Below are 18771 nucleotides of genomic sequence, written 5' to 3' on the forward strand. Positions count from 1 at the left end.
AAATGCAGAAGCAATTAAAGCAGATTTACGCAGACCTCCTCGCAGAGAAAATCTCGAAGCAACAAGCGCTCGACATGGTGCGCGCGCTGAAAATGCGCGTGCCGGCCGTACAAGGAGGCGCCTCGCTGATCGTCCCGGAATGGCAAAACTGCCCTCCGGCCGGGCGTGACGGGCCGCACTACGCCGAACATACGGTGGTGCTTTGCGGGACCACGCAAGCCAACACCGGGGAGCTGGCGACGCTGATCCCCGCCAGCCATTGCCTGCTGTGGCCGGAACTTCCCGGGCGCGACGTGGCCCAGGCCTACCGTGAGCGGGCCCAGGCTTGCTACTTGCTGGTACAGGACATGCTGCGCAGCAGGCCGCACGGCAGCCTGCTGCTGCAAATCGTGGTGGCAGACGAGGCGGAAGCAGCCTTGCTGGCAGGCCTGTCTGGCCTGTTCAAGACGGCGGCGCAGGAAAATCCGCGGTTTGCCGGGCAACTCATCCTGGTCGAGGGACAGACCGGCACCACCGCGCTGGCCCGGCTGCTGGCAGCCGATGCCACTGAACCGCAAGAAACCTTGATTCGGCACCGGCATGGCATGCGCCAGGCGCAGCGCTGGCAAATGCTGCCGCCAGCGGAGCACGCTCCGAGCGTGGCGTTCAAGGACGGCGGCGTATACCTGATCACGGGCGGCCTGGGCGGCCTGGGCATGCTGTTTGCCGCCGAGATCCTGCAACAGGGGGCGGCAAGCGTGATCCTGACGGGCCGTTTCGTACTGCCGCCAGAAAAGCAGGCAATGCTGCAGCAAATGGGCGGCCCGGCCGGCCGTCTGGTATATCGCCAGGTGGACCTGGAAAATCTGGCGTCTCTGCGCCAGCTGGTGGACGCGGTGCTGGTGGAACACGGCCAGCTCAACGGTATCTTGCACGCGGCGGGTATGATTGCCGACAATTTCATCGTCAAAAAGCCGCTGGCCGAGTTTGATGCCGTGCTGATGCCCAAGGTGACCGGCACACTGAATCTGGCGCTGGCCTGCGAACACCTTGAACTGGATTTCCTGGTGTTGTTCTCATCGATCGCCAGCGCCATGGGCAACCTGAGCCAGGCCGACTATGCCACGGCGAACGGTTTCATGGATCAATTCGCTCTGTACCGGAATGCGCGCATGGCCGCACAGGGCCGGCGCGGCCGCACGCTGTCGATCAACTGGTCGTTGTGGGAGCAGGGCGGAATGACGATCGGTGCCGAGATCCTGGCCGACATCGGTAAGCGCACCGGCATACGGCCACTGAAAACGCCGCTGGCCATGCAGGCCTTTCATCGCAGCCTCGCCTTGCAGGAGGGGCAATGCCTGATTGCCGATGGTGAATCAGCGCGGCTGCAGCAATGGCTGTCCGGGCCTGAGAGGGCCAGGGCCGCCATGCCAGCATCCGCAGGGCCGGCGCCCGCAGCGGCTCACGTGAGGGCCGATACTGCGCTGATGGAGAAGGCCGAGCGCTATCTGCGAAAGTCCCTGTCCACCGTGCTGAAGCTGGCGCCGCACAAGATCGACGTCGGCGCCCAGCTCGATCAGTACGGTATCGACTCGATTCTGGCCATGCGCCTGACCGCGGAACTGGAAAAGACGTTCGGCCCGCTATCCAAGACCCTGTTTTTCGAACACCAGACCATTCGCGCACTGGCCGGCTTCATGGTGCAGGCCCATGGGGAGAAACTGAGCGCGCTGATAGCAGAAGGCGGTCAGGTGCAAGCCGCGTCGCCAGCGGCCGCGCCGCCAGGGCGGCTGCCACTGGGACATCGCATAAGGCCGGCGATAGCACCCGCCCGCAGCGACGAGGCGACGGCTCCCGCCGTCGCCCCCGTGGCAGCGGCGTCTCCCGTGCGCAACCAGGAGGAGCCGATTGCGATCATCGGTTTGAGTGGCCGCTATCCGGAGTCCGTCGATGTCGGTGCGTTCTGGGAGAATTTGCGGGCAGGACACGATTGCGTCACCGAGGTGCCTGCCAGTCGGTGGGATTGGCGCCAATATTACAGCGAAGACCGCAGCGCCGCCGGCCGCCATTACAGCCGCTGGGGAGGATTCATCAGCGGTGTCGACGAGTTCGATGCGTTGTTTTTCAACATTGCGCCACGCGAAGCGAAGTTCATCGATCCGCAGGAGCGCCTTTTCCTGCAGCAGGCCTGGCAGGCACTGGAAGATGCTGGACATACGCGCGCTACGCTGGAAGCAGGCGGGGAGGCCGGCGTTTACGTGGGCGTGATGTACAGCGAATACCAGATGTTCGGGGTCGAGGCGAGCATGCGGGGCAAGCGCATGGCGTTTAATGGCAGCATTGCCTCCATCGCCAACCGGGTGTCCTATTGCCTCAACCTGCATGGTCCAAGCATGACGGTCGACACCATGTGCTCTTCGTCGCTGACGGCCATTCATCTCGCGTGCCAGGACCTCAGGGGCGGGCGTACCAGTGTGGCCATCGCAGGCGGGGTCAATGTCAGCGTGCACGCCAACAAGTATCTGATGCTTAGCGCGGGACAGTTCATTTCCAGCGATGGCCAGTGCCAGAGCTTCGGCGAGGGCGGCAACGGCTATATTCCCGGCGAGGGCGTAGGCGCCGTGGTCTTGCAGCGCCTCTCCGAGGCGATCAAGGATGGTGCGCACATCTATGGTGTGATCCGCGGCAGCGCTCTTAGTCATGGTGGCCGCACCAATGGCTACTCGGTACCTAATCCGCGCGGCCAGGCCAACGCGATACAGCGTGCGCTCGGTGACGCCGGAGTCAGCCCGCGCGAGGTGAGCTACATCGAGGCCCACGGCACTGGGACCAGGCTGGGTGACCCGATCGAAATCGCCGCGCTCAACGCCGTGTTTGCCGTGCAGGACGGCCAGCCCGGGGCAATCGCGATCGGCTCGGTCAAATCAAATGTCGGCCACTGCGAGTCGGCCGCGGGCATCGCGGCCCTGACCAAGGTGCTGCTGCAAATGAAGCATCGGCAGATCGTACCCTCGCTGCATTCGGCGCGCCTGAATCAGAACATCGACTTTGGCAGCAGCGCATTTACCGTCAACCAGTCCCTGAAGCACTGGGAGCGGCCGCTGATAGACGGCAAGGCCATCGCGCGCATCGCCGGCATTTCCTCATTTGGCGCCGGCGGGTCGAACGCCCACCTGATTGTGGAAGAGTATGCCGAAGCCATTCCTGCGCCAGCCCGTGTTTCAGCCCCTGACGCCATCGTGCTCTCCGCGCGCACGGCTGCACAGCTCGAACAAAAAGCACGCGACTTGCTGGCATTTATCAGCCATGCCATGAGCGGCAAAGTCGCGCCTGACCTGGCTAGCCTTGCATACACGCTGCAGGTGGGACGCGAGGCGATGGATGAAAGGCTGGGCCTGATCGTCGGCTCTGCCAGCGAGTTGCTGAGCAAGCTGCAAGCCTGGCTGGAAGGCCAGGAAGATATCGACGGCGTGTATCGTGGCCAACCCAAACGCAGCCGGGAAGCACTGGCGATGTTTGCCTCCGACGGTGACCTGCAGCATCTGTTGCACCAATGGCTATCCGAAAACAAGCTGCCACAGCTCGTGGAGCTGTGGGTCAAGGGCGTGGACCTGGATTGGCCTGCCATGCATGGCGACACAACTCCGCAACGCATGAGCCTGCCGACATACCCCTTCGCCCGGGACCGCCATTGGATCGAGGTGGAGGCCGGTCCGCTCCTCATGGAGACGCCAGCGCGTCAGACGTTCGACCTGCTGTTGCACCGCAATACCTCGACGCTGTCGCAACACAGCTATTGCGCGGAATTCAGCGGCACCGAGTTCTTCTTCTCCGCGCGGGACGCCAACGGAGCGGGCCGGCTATCCGACGCTGCCTGCCTGCAGATGGCGCGCGCCGCCATCTGCCAGGCCAAGCCAGAAATGCAGGGCGACATGATGCTTGAACTGCATGATGTCGCGTGGGCCCCGCAAGCATTTACCGCCGGCTCAGGGCAGATCAATATCGCCCTGAGCCCGGATCAGGAACATGTCGATTTCGAAATTTTCAGTGGCGAAGGCCCGCAGGAAGTAGTACACAGCCAAGGCAAGGCCTTGCTAGTAGCGCACATACCGCCCCAGCGCGTCAGCCTGGGGCCATTACGGGGCGCCTTGGATGGTGCACTGGCCGGCGCAACCGCAAGCAATGCCGACCTTGCCTCAGTTCATGTTGCCGAGAACCAGTTGCTGGCGGAGCTATCGATTGCCATGCCTCCTACGCCAGTGCATGGGGACGCCGCGCTTACCCTCAGGGTGCTGCAAGCGGCGCTCCAGGCTGCTACCAGCCTGAATATGCATGGCAAACCGCATGTCGTCACGGAACTCGCAGGGCTGGACATGGTGCGTTTCGTCAGTGGCTGCAGCGCGCATTCCTTCGCCTGGATCCGGCACGCCGGTACAAGCCCGTCCGACAGCAGCATGGCCGAACTGGACATGGACATCATCGATCTGCAAGGCGAGGTGCAAATTTCCCTGCGCGGGATACGCTATCGCGTCGTGATACGCGATGACGCCAGTGCTGCAGGCCCGCGGCATGCGGCGCACACCGCCATGATACCGGCGCCAGCAGTGCCTGCCCCAGCTTCGGCAATGGCAGGCAAGGCCGCGCCGGCCTTGCCGCTGCCGCGCCAGGTAAGTTTTGCTGTTGCTGGACAGCACTTGCCCCTGGGCGCGACGGCTGCACGCGCCAAGCCGTCGGCAATTGCCCTGGCGGCACCGCAATACGCCCGTTTGCCGCTGTTTGACGCCAAAGACATTGCCTCCGCATCCCCGGGGCAGCGCCCGGCCATTCTTTTGCGCAAGCCAGGCACCGGCAATGCTTCGGGCTTGCCGGAAGTGAACCTGGCCGACATGGGCAACGGCATATTCGCCATCGACAGCGCCGCCGCGCAGCGCAAGGGCATCTCGGCCAACAACCTGGCAATGCAACTGCTCGCTGCGCTGGCCGCCATGCGCAGCGAATCGTCAGCCAAGGCTTTACTGCTTTACGGCAGTGCAAGCTGCTTCTTGTTCCAGGCAGCGAATCCGCCCGATGCCGATCTGTCACACCAGCTTTACGCGGCATTGGCGAATGCCCCTTATCCCGTTGCCGCCGTGATGCAAGGGGAGGCAGTGGCCGCCAGCTTCATTGCCGGCAGCATGTGCGATTTCATGATTCTCAGCGAGGAAAGCAGCTATGGATTCCGGCAAGCGCCGAGCGGCGTCGACGTGGATCCGCGCGAGATCGCGCTGCTCTACGAACGATTCGGCAGCGTAACGGCGGAAGCCTTGATTGTGCAAGGAGTACCGGAGAGCGGTCTCGCACTGCAGGCAAAAGGCTGGACGTGTGCCATCTTGCCGGCGGCGCAGATCGATGCGCATGCCCACAAGCTCGCCACCGTGCTCGCCACGCATTCGCAGGATGCGCTACGCCTTCTCAAGCTGCACCTGGCAAGGCGCGTCGCCCATCTCCTGACGCAATGGACCCCGCCTCCCCCTGCGGCGAGACTCCTGCTTGCGCCGCAAGATGGTACTGGAGAGGCGGCGCTGGCTGTACTGTCGCACGATGATGCGATAACGATCGTCGACCTTGCCGCGTCGCTGGACCGCGGCACGGCCGCCCTTGCATGCCTGTTCGACAGGGTGGGCAGGGAGGCGCGCGCGGCACTCGTGCTGGTATGCGGGCCCCAGGTGTTTGCCGAGATGCATGCCGCGCAGAGCTTGTTATTGCTGACTGCGCTGGAACAACTGGTCGCCGCAGCCGAGTTCCCGGTCATCGTCGCGCTTGAATCTGGCGCGCAGGACCTGGCCTGGCTGGCAGGACTGCTGGGCGACCGCTGCGTGTATGACGAAGACGCCTGCTACAGCGTGTCCATGGATCGGATGAGTCCGGAACTGGCGAGCCGGATGGCGGTACTGCTTGCGCAGCGCTGCGGCGATGCTGTTGGCACGGAAATCATGCTGACTGGCGCAGGCTATTCCGGAGCCGAGCTGTGCCGACGTATCGGCAGCGTGGCAGCTGTCGCCGGCAGCGCCGTGCGGGCCACTGCGCGCACGCTGGCAGCATCCTTGCGTGAACTGGCGCCCGGGGCAATGCCCGCCTGGCGGGCGGTAGCTGCACAGGCACAGCGTATTGCCGTGCGTGCCTTGCCTGCGGCGGATGCAGACCCGGGATTCGCGGCCGCCCACCCCGGCCCGCTGGCGCTCGGGTCCAGCGTGGCGACGGCGACAGTCCATGCGGACGGCATCCTGGTCGTGAAAATGGAGGACCGCAACGCCAGGAACATGTTTTCGGCTCAATTGGTGGATGGCTTGAACCAGATATTCGCGCATATCGACGCGACGCCATCCTATAAGGTCGTGGTGATGACCGGCTTTGACGCCTACTTCGCCAGCGGCGGCACCAAGGAAAACCTGCTGGCAATTCAGGCCGGCTCGGTACGCTTCACTGATTCGCGGATGTTCGAACTGGCCTTGCGCTGCCGCATTCCTGTCATCGCAGCCATGCAGGGCCATGCGATCGGCGCGGGCTGGTCGCTCGGCATGTTCGCCGACGTCACCTTATTTAGCGAACGCAGCGAATACGTCAGCCCTTACATGAATTACGGCTTCACGCCTGGCGCGGGCGCGACCTTGGTATTTCCGACAAGAATCGGCTATGACCTTGGGCGGGAAACGCTGCTGGGCGGTCAAGCGTACACGGGGCGCGAGCTGCGCGATCGCGGACTGAAGCAGGCTGTGCTGAAGCAGGAACAGATCCTGCCTGCCGCACTGGCCCTGGCGCAGAACATGACGCGACTGCCGCGCAAGCTGTTGATCGGTCTGAAGGACCAGCTCGCGGAGCCGTTGCGCATGGCGCTTGATGATGCCTGCCGCCGCGAAGTGGACATGCACGCCCAAACCTTCGTCGGCCGCAGCGATACACGGGCACGCATCGAGCAGCGCTTCGGGAAAACCGCAGGCGCAGGCGCGGCGCAAGCCTTGCCAGCGGCCCCCGCGCGAGCCAACGCTGCCGCGCCGGACCCGGCTCCCGACATGCTGGCCGGTATCAAGGCGCTGCTGGCGGCGGAATTGCAGATGCCGGGTGATGACATCGACGACGGCGTGCAGTTTGTCGACCTGGGCCTCGATTCTGTCAGCGGCGTTACTTGGATACGCAAGATCAACGAGCAATATGGAACCGAAATCGAAGCGACCAAGATCTACAGCCATCCCACCCTGAAGCAGCTTGGCGCATACGTGCACCAGCAGATCCGGGAATGCCGTGCCGTTGGCGGCCCCGACGTTACCGCGCCCCCGGCCGCTGGCGGTCTTGCGCCAGAAGGAAGCGTGGCAGACATGGTGCTGGCAACGGCACGCGCAACAGCAGGTAAGGCTGTGCCGGCAACGGTTCCTGCTGCGGCAGACCACGACACTGCCATGGCCACACTTGCAGACCTGAAGAATTTGCTTGCCCACGAGCTGGAGACGGATGCTGGCGAGATCGATGACAGCGTCCAGTTTGTCGACCTGGGTCTCGATTCGGTCAGCGGGGTGACATGGGTCCGCAAGATCAATGAAAAGTACCGGATTGATATCGATGCAACCAAGATCTACAGCTATCCCACCTTGCAGCAACTGAGCGCCTACGTCAGGCAGCAGATGGGCGCGCATGCGGTCGAGCCGGCAACTGCAGTCAAAGTGGCGGCAAGCACGGTTCCCATGCCTGAATCCACTGCCGCGCAAGGACAGTACCGCACGGCAGCCATACCGGCACTCGCATCGCGCCGCCGCGGCAACGTGCCGCGCGCCACGGCAACGGCGCCCGTCGCACCGCAGTCAGGTCCAATTGCCGTCGTCGGCATGGCCGGGCAATTTCCTCAGGCGCGCGACGTGGACGAATTCTGGCGTAATATCGCCGCCGGCAAGGATTGCATCATCGAAGTGCCCGCGGAGCGCTGGGATAGCGGCCTCTATTATCAGCCAGGCGAAGCAGCCAGTGGTAAAACCAACAGCCGCTGGATGGGCGCACTGGAGGACTACGATTGCTTCGACCCGCTGTTCTTCAATATCTCGCCAAGCGAGGCGGAATGCATGGACCCGCAGCAGCGCCTGTTTCTGCAGACCTGCTGGCAGGCCATCGAGCACGCTGGCTACGATGCGCAGGTGCTGTCCGGTACCAATTGCGGCGTATTCGCCGGGTGCGCGGGAAGCGACTACCATCAGGGCGCGGCGGAACAGAGATTGAGCGCCCAAAGTTTTACCGGCGGCGCCAGCTCGATCCTGTCAGCGCGCATCAGCTATTTCCTCAACCTTCAGGGGCCATGCCTGGCGATCGATACGGCCTGTTCCTCGTCCCTGGTGGCAATCGCCAACGCCTGCGACAGCCTGAACTCGGGCGTGAGCGACATGGCACTCGCCGGCGGCGTATACGTCATGGCCGGCCCGGACATGCACATCAGGACTGCCCAGACGGGCATGCTATCCAGCGAAGGCCGCTGTTTCTCCTTCGATCAGCGGGCCAACGGCTTCGTGCCAGGAGAAGCGGTAGCGACGGTCTTGCTCAAGCGGCTGGCTGACGCGCAGCGCGATGGCGACACGATTTACGGGGTGATCCGCGGCTGGGGTGTAAATCAGGACGGGAGGACCAACGGCATCACGGCGCCGAATCCCGAAGCGCAGGCGCGCCTGCAGCGCGATGTCTACGAACGCTACCAGATTGATCCAGGCGATATCGGACTGATCGAAGCACACGGCACCGGCACCAAACTGGGTGATCCACTTGAAGTGCAGGCGCTCAAGGAGGCATTCAGCCATTACACCCGCAAGGCGGACTACTGCGCGCTCGGTTCAGTCAAGAGCAATATCGGCCATTGCCTGACGGCGGCCGGGGCAACTGGCTTCATCAAACTGCTCCAGGCGCTGCGCCATCGGCAGTTACCGCCGACCATCCAGTTCGAGCAGCTCAACGAGCACATTAAGCTCGATGGCAGTCCGTTCTATGTGAACGACCGTCTGCGTACCTGGGAAACCCCGGAAGGCAAGTCGCGCATGGCTGCGATCAGCTCATTCGGTTTTAGCGGCACCAACGCGCATATCGTGGTGGAGGAATACGCGATACAGGACGAGCCGCCATGCACCTTGCCGCCGCAGCGCAATGGTAGCGACGCGATCGTGCCGCTGTCGGCCAGGACTGCTGGGCAGTTGCGCCAGCGCGCCTCCGACCTGCTTGCCGTGCTTGCAAGCGGTGCACCGAACCTGGCGCAGCTGGCATACACCCTGCAGGCGGGACGCGAAGCCATGGAAGTGCGGCATGCCTTCCTGGTGGATTCTGTTGAAGAACTGCGACGCCAACTGCAGGCCTACCTTGCCGGCCGCAAGCGCGCCGACCCGGGCCTGCCGCATCAGGAGGACTTGGCACGCCGCATGGCGCAGTGGATCGGGGGCGGGCAAGTCGACTGGAACGAGCTTTACCGTGGTGTTCGGCGGCCGCAGCGTATCGGGCTGCCAGCATATCCCTTCGCCAAGGAACGCTACTGGATTGACGCCGCGCCGGTGCAGCACGCGACTCCGCCTGTACCAAAGGCGCAGCCGGCATCAGCAGCGACAGCGGGGGACCGCCATGCGACTCTGCTAGTTCCTGGCTGGAAGACCTGCACGCAGACCAGGCGCGATGGCCAGTTGTACGCAGAGCACGTGGTTATTCTGTGCGGGACGACCGAGGTTAGTACCGGGGAGCTGGCAACCTTGATTCCTGCCAGCCACTGCCTGCTATGGCCCGCGCTGCCGCATCTCGATGCCGCTCAGGCCTACCGTGAACGGGCCCTGGCGTGCTTCCAGGTGGTGCAGGGCATGCTGCGCAGCCGCACGCAGGGCAAGTTGCTGCTGCAAGTCGTTGTGGCCGACGAGCCCGACCTCGCCCTCCTGTCCGGCCTGTCCGGCCTGCTCAAGACTGCGGCGCAGGAAAACCCGCAATTTGCCGGCCAGGTCATCCTGGTCGAAGCGCAGACACGCACCCCGGTGCTGGCCCGCTTGCTGGGGGCCGACGCGGGCACGCCGCAGGAAACGCTGGTCCGCCATCGCCAAGGCGTGCGGCAGGTGCAGCGCTGGGAGGTCGCCTCAGTTGAGCGGCAGCCTGCGCCCATGGCGCTCAAGGATGGGGGCGTGTATCTGATCACGGGGGGGCTGGGCGCCATAGGCATGCTGTTTGCGGCCGACATGTTGCAACAGACCAGCCAGGCAAAAATCATCCTGACGGGCCGTTCGGTACTCACACCGCAAAAGCAGGCGCTGCTGCAGCAATTCAATGGTGCGCATGGCCGGCTGGTGTACCGCCAGGCCGACCTGGAGTGCCTGGCGTCGGTCGAGGCGTTGATGCACGCCGTGATCCAGGAGCATGGCCAACTCAACGGTATTCTGCATTGTGCCGGCATGGTTTGCGATAACTACATCCTGAACAAGCCAATGGCCGAATTCGAAGCCGTGTTGGCGCCCAAAGTCACCGGCACGCTGAACCTGGCGGTGGCCAGCGAACATCTGGAGCTCGATTTCCTGGCCTTGTTCTCGTCGATCGCCAGCGCGCTTGGCAACTCAGGCCAGGCAGACTATGCCGCGGGTAACGGTTTTATGGATCAGTTCGCGGCTTATCGCAACGCTCAGATGGCCGCGCAAGGACGACGCGGACGCACGCTGTCGATCAACTGGTCGCTATGGCAGCATGGCGGCATGCGCATCGGCGCTGATCTCATGGCCAGCATCGCCGAGCTGACCGGCATGCAGCCGTTGCACACGGCGGCTGCCCTGCGGGCCTTCCACGAGGCCATGGCCTTGACCGCTGCGCAATGCCTGGTGGTCGAAGGTGACATGGCGCGCTTGTCGGCCTTCCTGGGACAGGAAGCTGCGGTCACCCCGCAGACGCCAAACGCCGGCCAGGCGGCCGACGTCCGCCTGCTGACCGAGCGCACCTTGCATAATATGAAACAGATATTCGGCGCCGCGATTAAGCTGGCCCCCGGCCGCATCGATGAAAACAGAGAATTCTCCGCCTACGGCGTCGATTCCCTGATGGTCACCAAGCTCAATGCAGAGTTCGGCAAGATATTCGGTCGTATATCGAAAACGCTGGTTTTCGAATACAAAAACCTGGCTGCGCTCACGGCCTACTTCCTTGAACAGCACCGCGCGGCATGCGTGGCGTGGAGCGGCATGCAGGCAAACGCAAGTCCGCCTCAGTCCTTGGTGCCGGCCCCGGCGGCTCCAGCGCCCATGCCGCAGCCGGCACGCGCTGCTGGCGCCGGGCACGAACATCCGATTGCCATCGTCGGGATAAGCGGGATGTTCCCGCAAGCGGCGACCCTCGCCCAGTATTGGGAGAACCTGCGTAGCGGCAAAGACAGCGTGACGGAAATCCCCCCCGAGCGCTGGTCCCTGCAATCGTTCTACGAGGCCGACGTGATGCGTGCGGTGGAGCTGGGCAAGAGCTATTGCAAATGGGGTGGCTTTGTCGACCAATTCGACCAGTTTGATTCGCTGTTTTTTGGCATTTCTCCGCGCGATGCCATGAGCATGGACCCGCAGGAGCGCCTGTTCCTGCAGGCCGCCTACCATGCGCTGGAGGATGCGGGCTATACCCGCGCCGACCTGAGGGATAAATTCCAGCGGCAGGTTGGCGTGTTTGCCGGCATCACCAAGCAGGGTTTCAACCTGCATGGCACGGAAGCATCGCGCAGGGACCGCAAGTTCTATCCGCAGACCTCGTTCGGTTCGGTGGCCAACCGCCTGTCCTATTTCCTGGATATTACCGGCCCGAGCATGCCGATCGATACCATGTGCTCGTCATCGCTGACGGCCGTGCATGAGGCGTGCGAGCAAATCAGACGAGGTGAGTGCAGCCTTGCCATCGCCGGTGCGGTCAACCTGTACACCCATCCGTCCAATTATATTGACATGGCGGCACAGTATGCACTCTCGCGCGACGGGCGCTGCCGCAGCTTCGGCAGCGGGGCCAACGGATTCGTGCCGGGCGAGGGTGTCGGCGTGTTGCTGTTACGCCCGCTTGCCGACGCCCTTGCTGACGGCGACGTGATTCATGGCCTGATCCTTGGCACGCATGTCAACCATGGCGGCAAGACCAATGGCTACACGGTGCCCAATCCGCGCGCGCAAGCAGACCTGATCGCACGTGCAATCGAGAAAGCGGGCATCAATGCGCGCGACATTAGCTACATGGAGGCGCACGGGACCGGAACGGAACTGGGCGACCCGATCGAAATCGAGGGACTGCGGCAGGCTTTTGCGCGCCACACCAGCGACACCGGCTACTGCCGGATCGGTTCGGCGAAGTCGAATATAGGACACCTGGAGGCGGCGGCCGGCATGGCCGGCATCGCCAAGATCCTGCTGCAGATGCAGCACGCTCAGATCGTGCCGAGCCTGCACGCCGGGGACCTTAATCCGGCCATCGATTTCGCCGCGACGCCTTTCGTGGTGAATACTTCCCTGACGCCTTGGGAACCGGTGGGGCCGGACGGCCGCGCACTGCCGCGTATCGCAGGTATCTCCGCGTTTGGCGCTGGCGGCGCCAATGCGCACGTCATCCTCCAGCAGTTCGTGCCAGCGGACTATCCGCACTTCTGCCGTCACGCGGACGCAGGCCGGCAAGCGATCGTCCCCCTGTCGGCCAGGAACCCGGAGCAGCTACTCGAGTTAGCAGCAAGCATGCTCGCCTTCGTCGAAGGACTAAATGGAACTGGCGACCTGGGAGCACTGGCGTACACCCTGCAAACCGGCAGGGAAAGCATGGATCAGCGCGTCTGTTTCGTGGTCGACTCCCTGGCGGGCCTGGCGCTCAGGCTGCGCGCATTCGTCACGGGTGGCGCGCACATCGATGGCGTGTTCGCAGGGCAAGTCCAACGGTTCGACAGCGATGTTGCCGAAGTCGTGCACGACGAGGGCATGCAGGCCGCGGCTGCCACATGGCTGGCTGACAGGAACCTGGGACGCCTGGCGCAATGGTGGGCGAGGGGACTGGCTGTGGACTGGACGCGACTGTACGAACAAGGGGCGCCGGTACGTATCAGTCTGCCAGGATATCCGTTCGCCCAGGATCGCTACTGGCCTGGTGTGCAACCGGCACCGGCTGGCGCAGCCGTGCCTCAGTGCACCCAGCAACTGAGCAAGGCAATCGACGACATCGTCAGCATGGTCGACAGCGACGCGCTTGAAACGGACGAGGCGCTGCGCAAACTCCATGACCTGCTCGGACACTGACGTGGCAAGTGGAGAGCACGCGCCGTGCAGGCTCTCCATCCGGCTATTTTACATTTTTGCCACTGCCGAAAAATAATGCTTTACGGCCATTGATTTTTTGGCAAAAATTATTAATTATCATGCTAATATCCGACTCCAGAAAGCAGTTGGATGGATGAAATAACGAGAACGGAGATGCAATGGAACAGTTGTATGGTGCCGCGGCAAACGTGGTCAGCCGGCCCCAGGTGGTGGTCCTAAAAATGCAGTTTCAATTCATGACCAATTACAACTATCTGATCATTGATTCCGCCACCCGCCAGGCCGTCATTGTCGACCCTGCATGGGAAATGCTCAAGGTCGAGACCGCACTAGAAGAAGCGCAAGTGCAACTGGCCGGCATTCTCATTACCCACTCCCACCCCGATCATCTGAACCTTGCCGCGCCATTGGCAGCGGCCATGCGCTGCCCGATCTGGATGTCAAACAGCGAAATTGCCGTTTCCGGCTTCCGCAATGAATGGCTGGTCGGGATCGACACGGCCCCCTGGTATGTCGGCGGCATGCAGATCCAGCCGCTGCATACGCCAGGGCACACGCCGGGCTGCTTTTGCTACCTGATCGGGGACAACCTGTTTACTGGCGACGTCTTGTTTGCCGAAGGCTGTGGCATGTGCCCGGATATCGAAGCAGCACACAAGATGTACGCCAGCCTCGAGTATCTCAAAGCCTTGCTCGAACCGCACATGCGCGTCTATCCCGGCCACTCATACGGGAAAGTACCGGGCCAGCGCTTCGATCAAGTCATGCAGGACAATATTTACCTGCAGTTCAGCGATGTCGAATCGTTCACAAAGTTTCGCATGAGAAAAGTGCAAAGCCGGATCAGCATGTTCGGGCAATAACCGGTGTGCAACTGGTAACAGCCGTCAATCAACGGCGCCGATCAAGGCCTTGCCGCCGGTGCAGGTGGTCATGGGCAGCGGTCAACGCTACTACAAAGGAAAACAGGGATATGAATATGGTTGGTTTTGAAGCGATCAACGTGTACGCCGGCGCAGCCTTTATCGACGTCGAAAAATTGTCCAGGTACCGTCAGCTCGATACGAGCCGCTTCGAGAATTTATTAATGAAGCAGAAGACCGTTTCATTGCCCTATGAAGACCCCGTCACCTTCGGGATGAATGCCGCCGCCCCCATCGTCGACGCACTGTCTCCTGAGGAAAAAGACCGCATTGAAATGGTCATTACCTGTACCGAATCGTCGTTCGATTTTGGCAAATCGATGAGTTCCTACTTCCACAGCCTGCTCGGCCTGAACAATAACTGCCGCCTGATCGAATTGAAGAGCGCCTGCTACTCGGGCGCTGCCGGAGTCCAGATGGCCCTCAACTTCATCCTCTCGGGCGCGTCGCCGGGGGCAAAGGTGCTGGTCATCGCAACCGACATTTCGCGCTTCATGGTGGCGCCGGGCGGCAGTGCCCTGACCGAGGACTGGTCGTTCCACGAACCGAGCGGCGGCGCGGGCGCCGTGGCCATGCTGGTCAGTGATACGCCGCATGTATTCCAGTTCGACGTGGGCGCCAATGGCTACTATGGCTACGAAGTGATGGATACTTGCCGGCCTGGCCCTGATGTCGAAGCTGGCAATGCGGACGTATCGCTGTTATCGTATCTGGACTGCTTCGAGAAATCGTTTCTCGAATATCAGAAACGGGTGGAGGGCGCCGATTTTAAAGCCACCTTCACCTACCTGGCGATGCACACGCCGTTCGGCGGCATGGTCAAGGGAGCGCACCGGCATGTCATGCGCAAGGTTGCCAAGGCCAAGCCGCCTGAGATCGAATCCGATTTCGAGGCCAGGGTCATGCCTGGAATCACGTATTGCCAACGCGTGGGCAACATCATGGGGGCGACCGCCATGATGTCCTTGGTCAGCGTCATTGAACATGGCGACTTTACCGAACCGAAACGGGTCGGCTGCTTCTCGTACGGGTCGGGCTGCAGCTCCGAATTTTTCAGCGGTATCGCCGACAAGGAAGGCCAGAAGCGTATCCGCGCCATGCAGATCCGCGAGCACCTGGACCGGCGCTACGAACTGTCGATGGACGAATATGAATCGGTGCTCGAGGCCAGCAATACAATGAAATTTGGCACGCGCAATGTGATTTCCGTTCCCGGCTTTATCCCCGGCGCGCGCAGCACGCATGGCAAGAAGACGCTGTTCCTCAAGGAAATCAAGGAATTCCACCGGGAGTACGAATGGGTCTGACGGATTTGGCGCCTGCCCCCCAGCGCTACCAGACCATCCAGGTGCGCATGGACGCGGAGGTGTGTTACATCACCCTGGCACGGCCCGAAGCGGGCAACACGATCAGCCGCACCTTGATTGACGATATCGCGCACGCGCTCGATGCGCACGAGGCCCTGGCTAAAATTGTCGTCCTGGAAGGCGCGCCGGAGGTATTTTGCCTCGGTGCCGATTTCCAGGGCATGCACCGTGACTCGCAGGCGGGCGTCGCGCTGCGCGACCACGCGCCCGAGCCTATGTATGACGTGTGGCGGCGCCTGGCGTGCGGACCGTTCATTTCGGTGGCGCACGTGCGCGGCAAGGTCAATGCGGGCGGCGTGGGCTTTGTCGCGGCCTGTGATGTCGTGCTAAGCGAAGACAAGGCAGTATTCAGCCTGTCTGAAATGATGTTCGGACTCACACCTGCCTGCGTGATGCCATTCCTGGTGCGCCGCATCGGCATGGCCAAGGCAAACTACCTCACCCTGAGCACGCAGCCGGTCATGGCGAGGCAAGCAGAACAATGGGGCCTGGTCGATGCCTGCGAAGAAAACAGCGATGTCCTGCTGCGCAAACATCTGGTCCGGATGAAGCGCTTGAACAAGGCCGCCATCATCCGCCACAAAACTTATTCAGCCGAGCTCGATGACTCCTTAAGCCGGGTCAAGCCGATCGCGCTCAGGACCAACATCGCGGCATTCACCGATCCGGCCAATCTTGACAACATCGGCCGTTTTGTCGCCACGGGACGTTTCCCGTGGGAGACAAGCATCTAGTCAGCCAAGCCGCAGCGGCATGCATATAAAAATTACCGGGAGCCTTGATGGACAAGCAATCGATTTTTGAAGTGATCGTACAACATGCGCGCGAAGTGATTCCGGCGCTGGTGGGACGCGACATCGCGCCCCACGACTCTCTGAAACTCCTGGGCGCAAACTCGGTGGACCGCTCGGAGATCATCATGATGACGCTTGAAACCCTAGAGCTTGATATTCCACTGATGCAGATGGCGAAGGCTGACAATATTGGCGAGCTGTCCCGCATCATGCTTGAGAAAATGCCAAGTGCCTGATATCGTCATTTCCGGAGTCGGCGTCACGTCCGCAGTTGGGCAAGGGAAACAGGCGTTCACGCGAGCCTTGATGGCCGGCGAGCACCGTTTCGACGTACTGCGCAGGCCGGGGCGCCAATGGCCGCTCCCAGGTGTGATCGATGGCACCGAGGCTACCCAGGAGACCCGTTTTCTGGGGGCTGAAATTGCCGGTTTGGTCTTGCCCGAAGGGCTGGCAGGCGGCCACCTGCGAACGGCGTCACTGTCCAGCCAGGTGGCCGTAGCGACCCTGCACGAAGCGTGGCAGGATGCCCGGCTCGATGCGGCCGATCCGGCACGCATCGGCCTGTTTGTCGGTGGTTCCAATTTCCAGCAGCGCGAGCTGGTGCTGGCACAAGCGGCCGCGGCCAAGCGCTTCCGCTTCATGCGGCCGACGTATGGGATGTCCTTCATGGACAGTGACCTGTGCGGGATCTGTACTGAGCTGTTCGGTATCCGCGCCTTTGCCTCCACCGTGGGCGGCGCTTCGGCCAGCGGCCAGCTGGCCGTCATCGAGGCGATCGAGGCGGTACAGTCAGGCCGGGTCGACACCTGCATCGCCATCGGTGCCATGATGGACTTGTCGTGCTACGAGCTGCAGGCGTTTCGTTCGCTCGGGGCGATGGGTTCGGAGCGCTTTGCGCAAGCGCCGGCGCTGGCCTGCCGTCCCTTCGATCAGGCGCGCGACGGTTTTATCTTCGGCGAGTCCTGTGGCGCTGTGATCGTTGAGCGGCTCGAGGTCGCACAACGGCGCCATGCCGCACCGTACGCCCGTTTGGCCGGCTGGAGCGTACAGCTGGAAGGTAACCGCAATCCCAATCCCTCGCTGGAAGGCGAGCTCGGGGTGATACGTAAATCCCTGGCGCGGGCTGGCTGGACTGCGGCGCAGGTCGACTATGTCAATCCGCACGGCTCCGGCTCGGTAGTCGGCGACGAGACTGAAATGGAGGCGCTGCGGCTGGCCGGTATCCTTGGGGCTTTTGCCAATACGACCAAATCGATCACTGGCCATGGCTTGACGGCTGCTGGCACGGTGGAAATTATCGCCACGCTGCTGCAAATGAAGGAAGCGCTCCTGCATCCTTCGCGCAATCTGCAGGAACAGATAGCATCGCCGTGCGAGCTGGTACGCGAGCAGGCCGTAGCGCATCGCATCGCGCGGGCTATCAAGCTGAGCTTTGGTTTTGGCGGCATCAATACCGCACTGTGCATGGAAAGCATATGAGCTGTAGCAAGTTAGAGGGAAAAGGTGATCTTGCAGGCGCGTGGAGAGCGCAATATGCAGCTAGCCAATGACACCCCACGGACCCAGATCGTCATTTCCGGCGAGGCGCGGATATCGCCAGGGCCGCAACTTGCGTCGAGGGGAAATTGGCTTTCCATCCACTCCATACACGCGGCGCTTTCCACTCCTGCAGCATGCTGCCCGCACAGGCTGCGTTATCCGGCGGCCTGAGCCTGTTCACGCTGTCGCCACCGCCCCGACACCTCCGTTTTCCGCATCGGCAATGCATTGCCGCGGACTTCCGTTGCGCCCACTTGCGCAAGGGCTGGTTCGCATGGCACCCCCGCGAAGCGCAACGTTTATGCCATCGTTTTGCCGCATACGGCAAGCACAAAAGTGTCCTGTTAATAGGGAACAACATGCAATTGCGTGCTATATAATTTTTCCAAATAAACATTTAATAAAAATCAATATTGCGTTTAAATTGTGCTAATCTGCTATGCAATGCAAGTTGCCAAAATGAACTGCTGTTGTGAATTTACCAAAGCAAATTCAATCCGGAAAATTGCCATCAATTGCGTAGTGAAATCTTGAGGAGACTCTGCAATGTCCGTTCCCGCGCGGCGCGACTCGATCGTGCAAATCTTGCCGGTGGAGTACCAGCCACCACAGCATGATCTTTGGCAACGCAAGGGCAGGCATCGTTTCTCGATCGCACGTATTGCCGCTGCGATGAAGCGCTGATCCACCAACCAATCCTGAAGAATTGCGTTATGTCGACCGAGTGATCGGTGCTGGACATCGCTGCCGCATATCAGCGCGGCGGCCAGAACATGTCCAGACACGCTCAAGAACCGATGTGACAGCAAAGAACGAGATGTTCAATCCATAAACCAGTCGACATCTGTCCGGATTTTGTGATAGAGCGACGAGGAACAGAGAAATC

General features: G+C 61.9%; 7 protein-coding genes. 6 read left to right on the forward strand and 1 reads right to left on the reverse strand.

Going from position 1 to position 18771, the window contains the following annotated elements:
• The first annotated feature begins 2 nt into the window (after nucleotides 1-2).
• From GCN74_RS05260 to GCN74_RS05285, 6 genes are all read left to right on the forward strand, one after another.
• Nucleotides 3-13241 carry an SDR family NAD(P)-dependent oxidoreductase gene (locus GCN74_RS05260; protein WP_193316976.1) on the forward strand — a complete coding sequence of 4413 codons (13239 nt, stop codon included), beginning with the start codon at nucleotides 3-5 and terminating at the stop codon, nucleotides 13239-13241.
• Between the two features lie 179 nt (nucleotides 13242-13420).
• The gene (locus GCN74_RS05265) at nucleotides 13421-14125 is read left to right on the forward strand and encodes an MBL fold metallo-hydrolase (protein WP_152255663.1); all 705 of its coding nucleotides are present in this window, start codon (nucleotides 13421-13423) and stop codon (nucleotides 14123-14125) included.
• A 110-nt stretch (nucleotides 14126-14235) separates the two neighbouring features.
• A complete protein-coding gene (locus GCN74_RS05270) occupies nucleotides 14236-15492 on the forward strand; it encodes a hydroxymethylglutaryl-CoA synthase family protein (RefSeq protein ID WP_152255682.1) in 1257 nt (418 codons plus the stop codon).
• A complete protein-coding gene (locus GCN74_RS05275; protein WP_152255664.1) occupies nucleotides 15483-16286 on the forward strand; it encodes an enoyl-CoA hydratase/isomerase in 804 nt (267 codons plus the stop codon). The genes GCN74_RS05270 and GCN74_RS05275 overlap by 10 nt, the downstream gene beginning before the upstream one ends.
• Before the next feature lie 47 nt (nucleotides 16287-16333).
• The gene (locus tag GCN74_RS05280) at nucleotides 16334-16582 is read left to right on the forward strand and encodes an acyl carrier protein (protein ID WP_152255665.1); all 249 of its coding nucleotides are present in this window, start codon (nucleotides 16334-16336) and stop codon (nucleotides 16580-16582) included.
• On the forward strand, nucleotides 16560-17825 hold the full coding sequence (locus tag GCN74_RS05285; protein WP_152255666.1) for a beta-ketoacyl synthase N-terminal-like domain-containing protein: 1266 nt from the start codon (nucleotides 16560-16562) through the stop codon (nucleotides 17823-17825). Before GCN74_RS05280 ends, GCN74_RS05285 begins: the two co-directional genes overlap by 23 nt.
• 497 nt (nucleotides 17826-18322) lie before the next feature.
• Here GCN74_RS05285 and GCN74_RS05290 read toward each other — a convergent pair whose 3' ends face one another.
• The gene (locus GCN74_RS05290) at nucleotides 18323-18574 is read right to left on the reverse strand and encodes a hypothetical protein (protein ID WP_152255667.1); all 252 of its coding nucleotides are present in this window, start codon (nucleotides 18572-18574) and stop codon (nucleotides 18323-18325) included.
• Nucleotides 18575-18771: the final 197 nt, after the last annotated feature.

This window comes from Janthinobacterium sp. FT14W, assembly GCF_009208755.1.
GTDB classification, from domain to species: Bacteria; Pseudomonadota; Gammaproteobacteria; order Burkholderiales; family Burkholderiaceae_D; genus Janthinobacterium; species Janthinobacterium violaceinigrum.

Excerpts from the sequence above, each read along its gene's own strand:
- GCN74_RS05260 (WP_193316976.1), top strand. The coding sequence starts at position 3 with ATGCAGAAGCAATTAAAGCAGATTTACGCAGACCTCCTCGCAGAGAAA.
- GCN74_RS05265 (WP_152255663.1), top strand. The coding sequence starts at position 13,421 with ATGGAACAGTTGTATGGTGCCGCGGCAAACGTGGTCAGCCGGCCCCAG.
- GCN74_RS05270 (WP_152255682.1), top strand. The coding sequence starts at position 14,236 with ATGAATATGGTTGGTTTTGAAGCGATCAACGTGTACGCCGGCGCAGCC.
- GCN74_RS05275 (WP_152255664.1), top strand. The coding sequence starts at position 15,483 with ATGGGTCTGACGGATTTGGCGCCTGCCCCCCAGCGCTACCAGACCATC.
- GCN74_RS05280 (WP_152255665.1), top strand. The coding sequence starts at position 16,334 with ATGGACAAGCAATCGATTTTTGAAGTGATCGTACAACATGCGCGCGAA.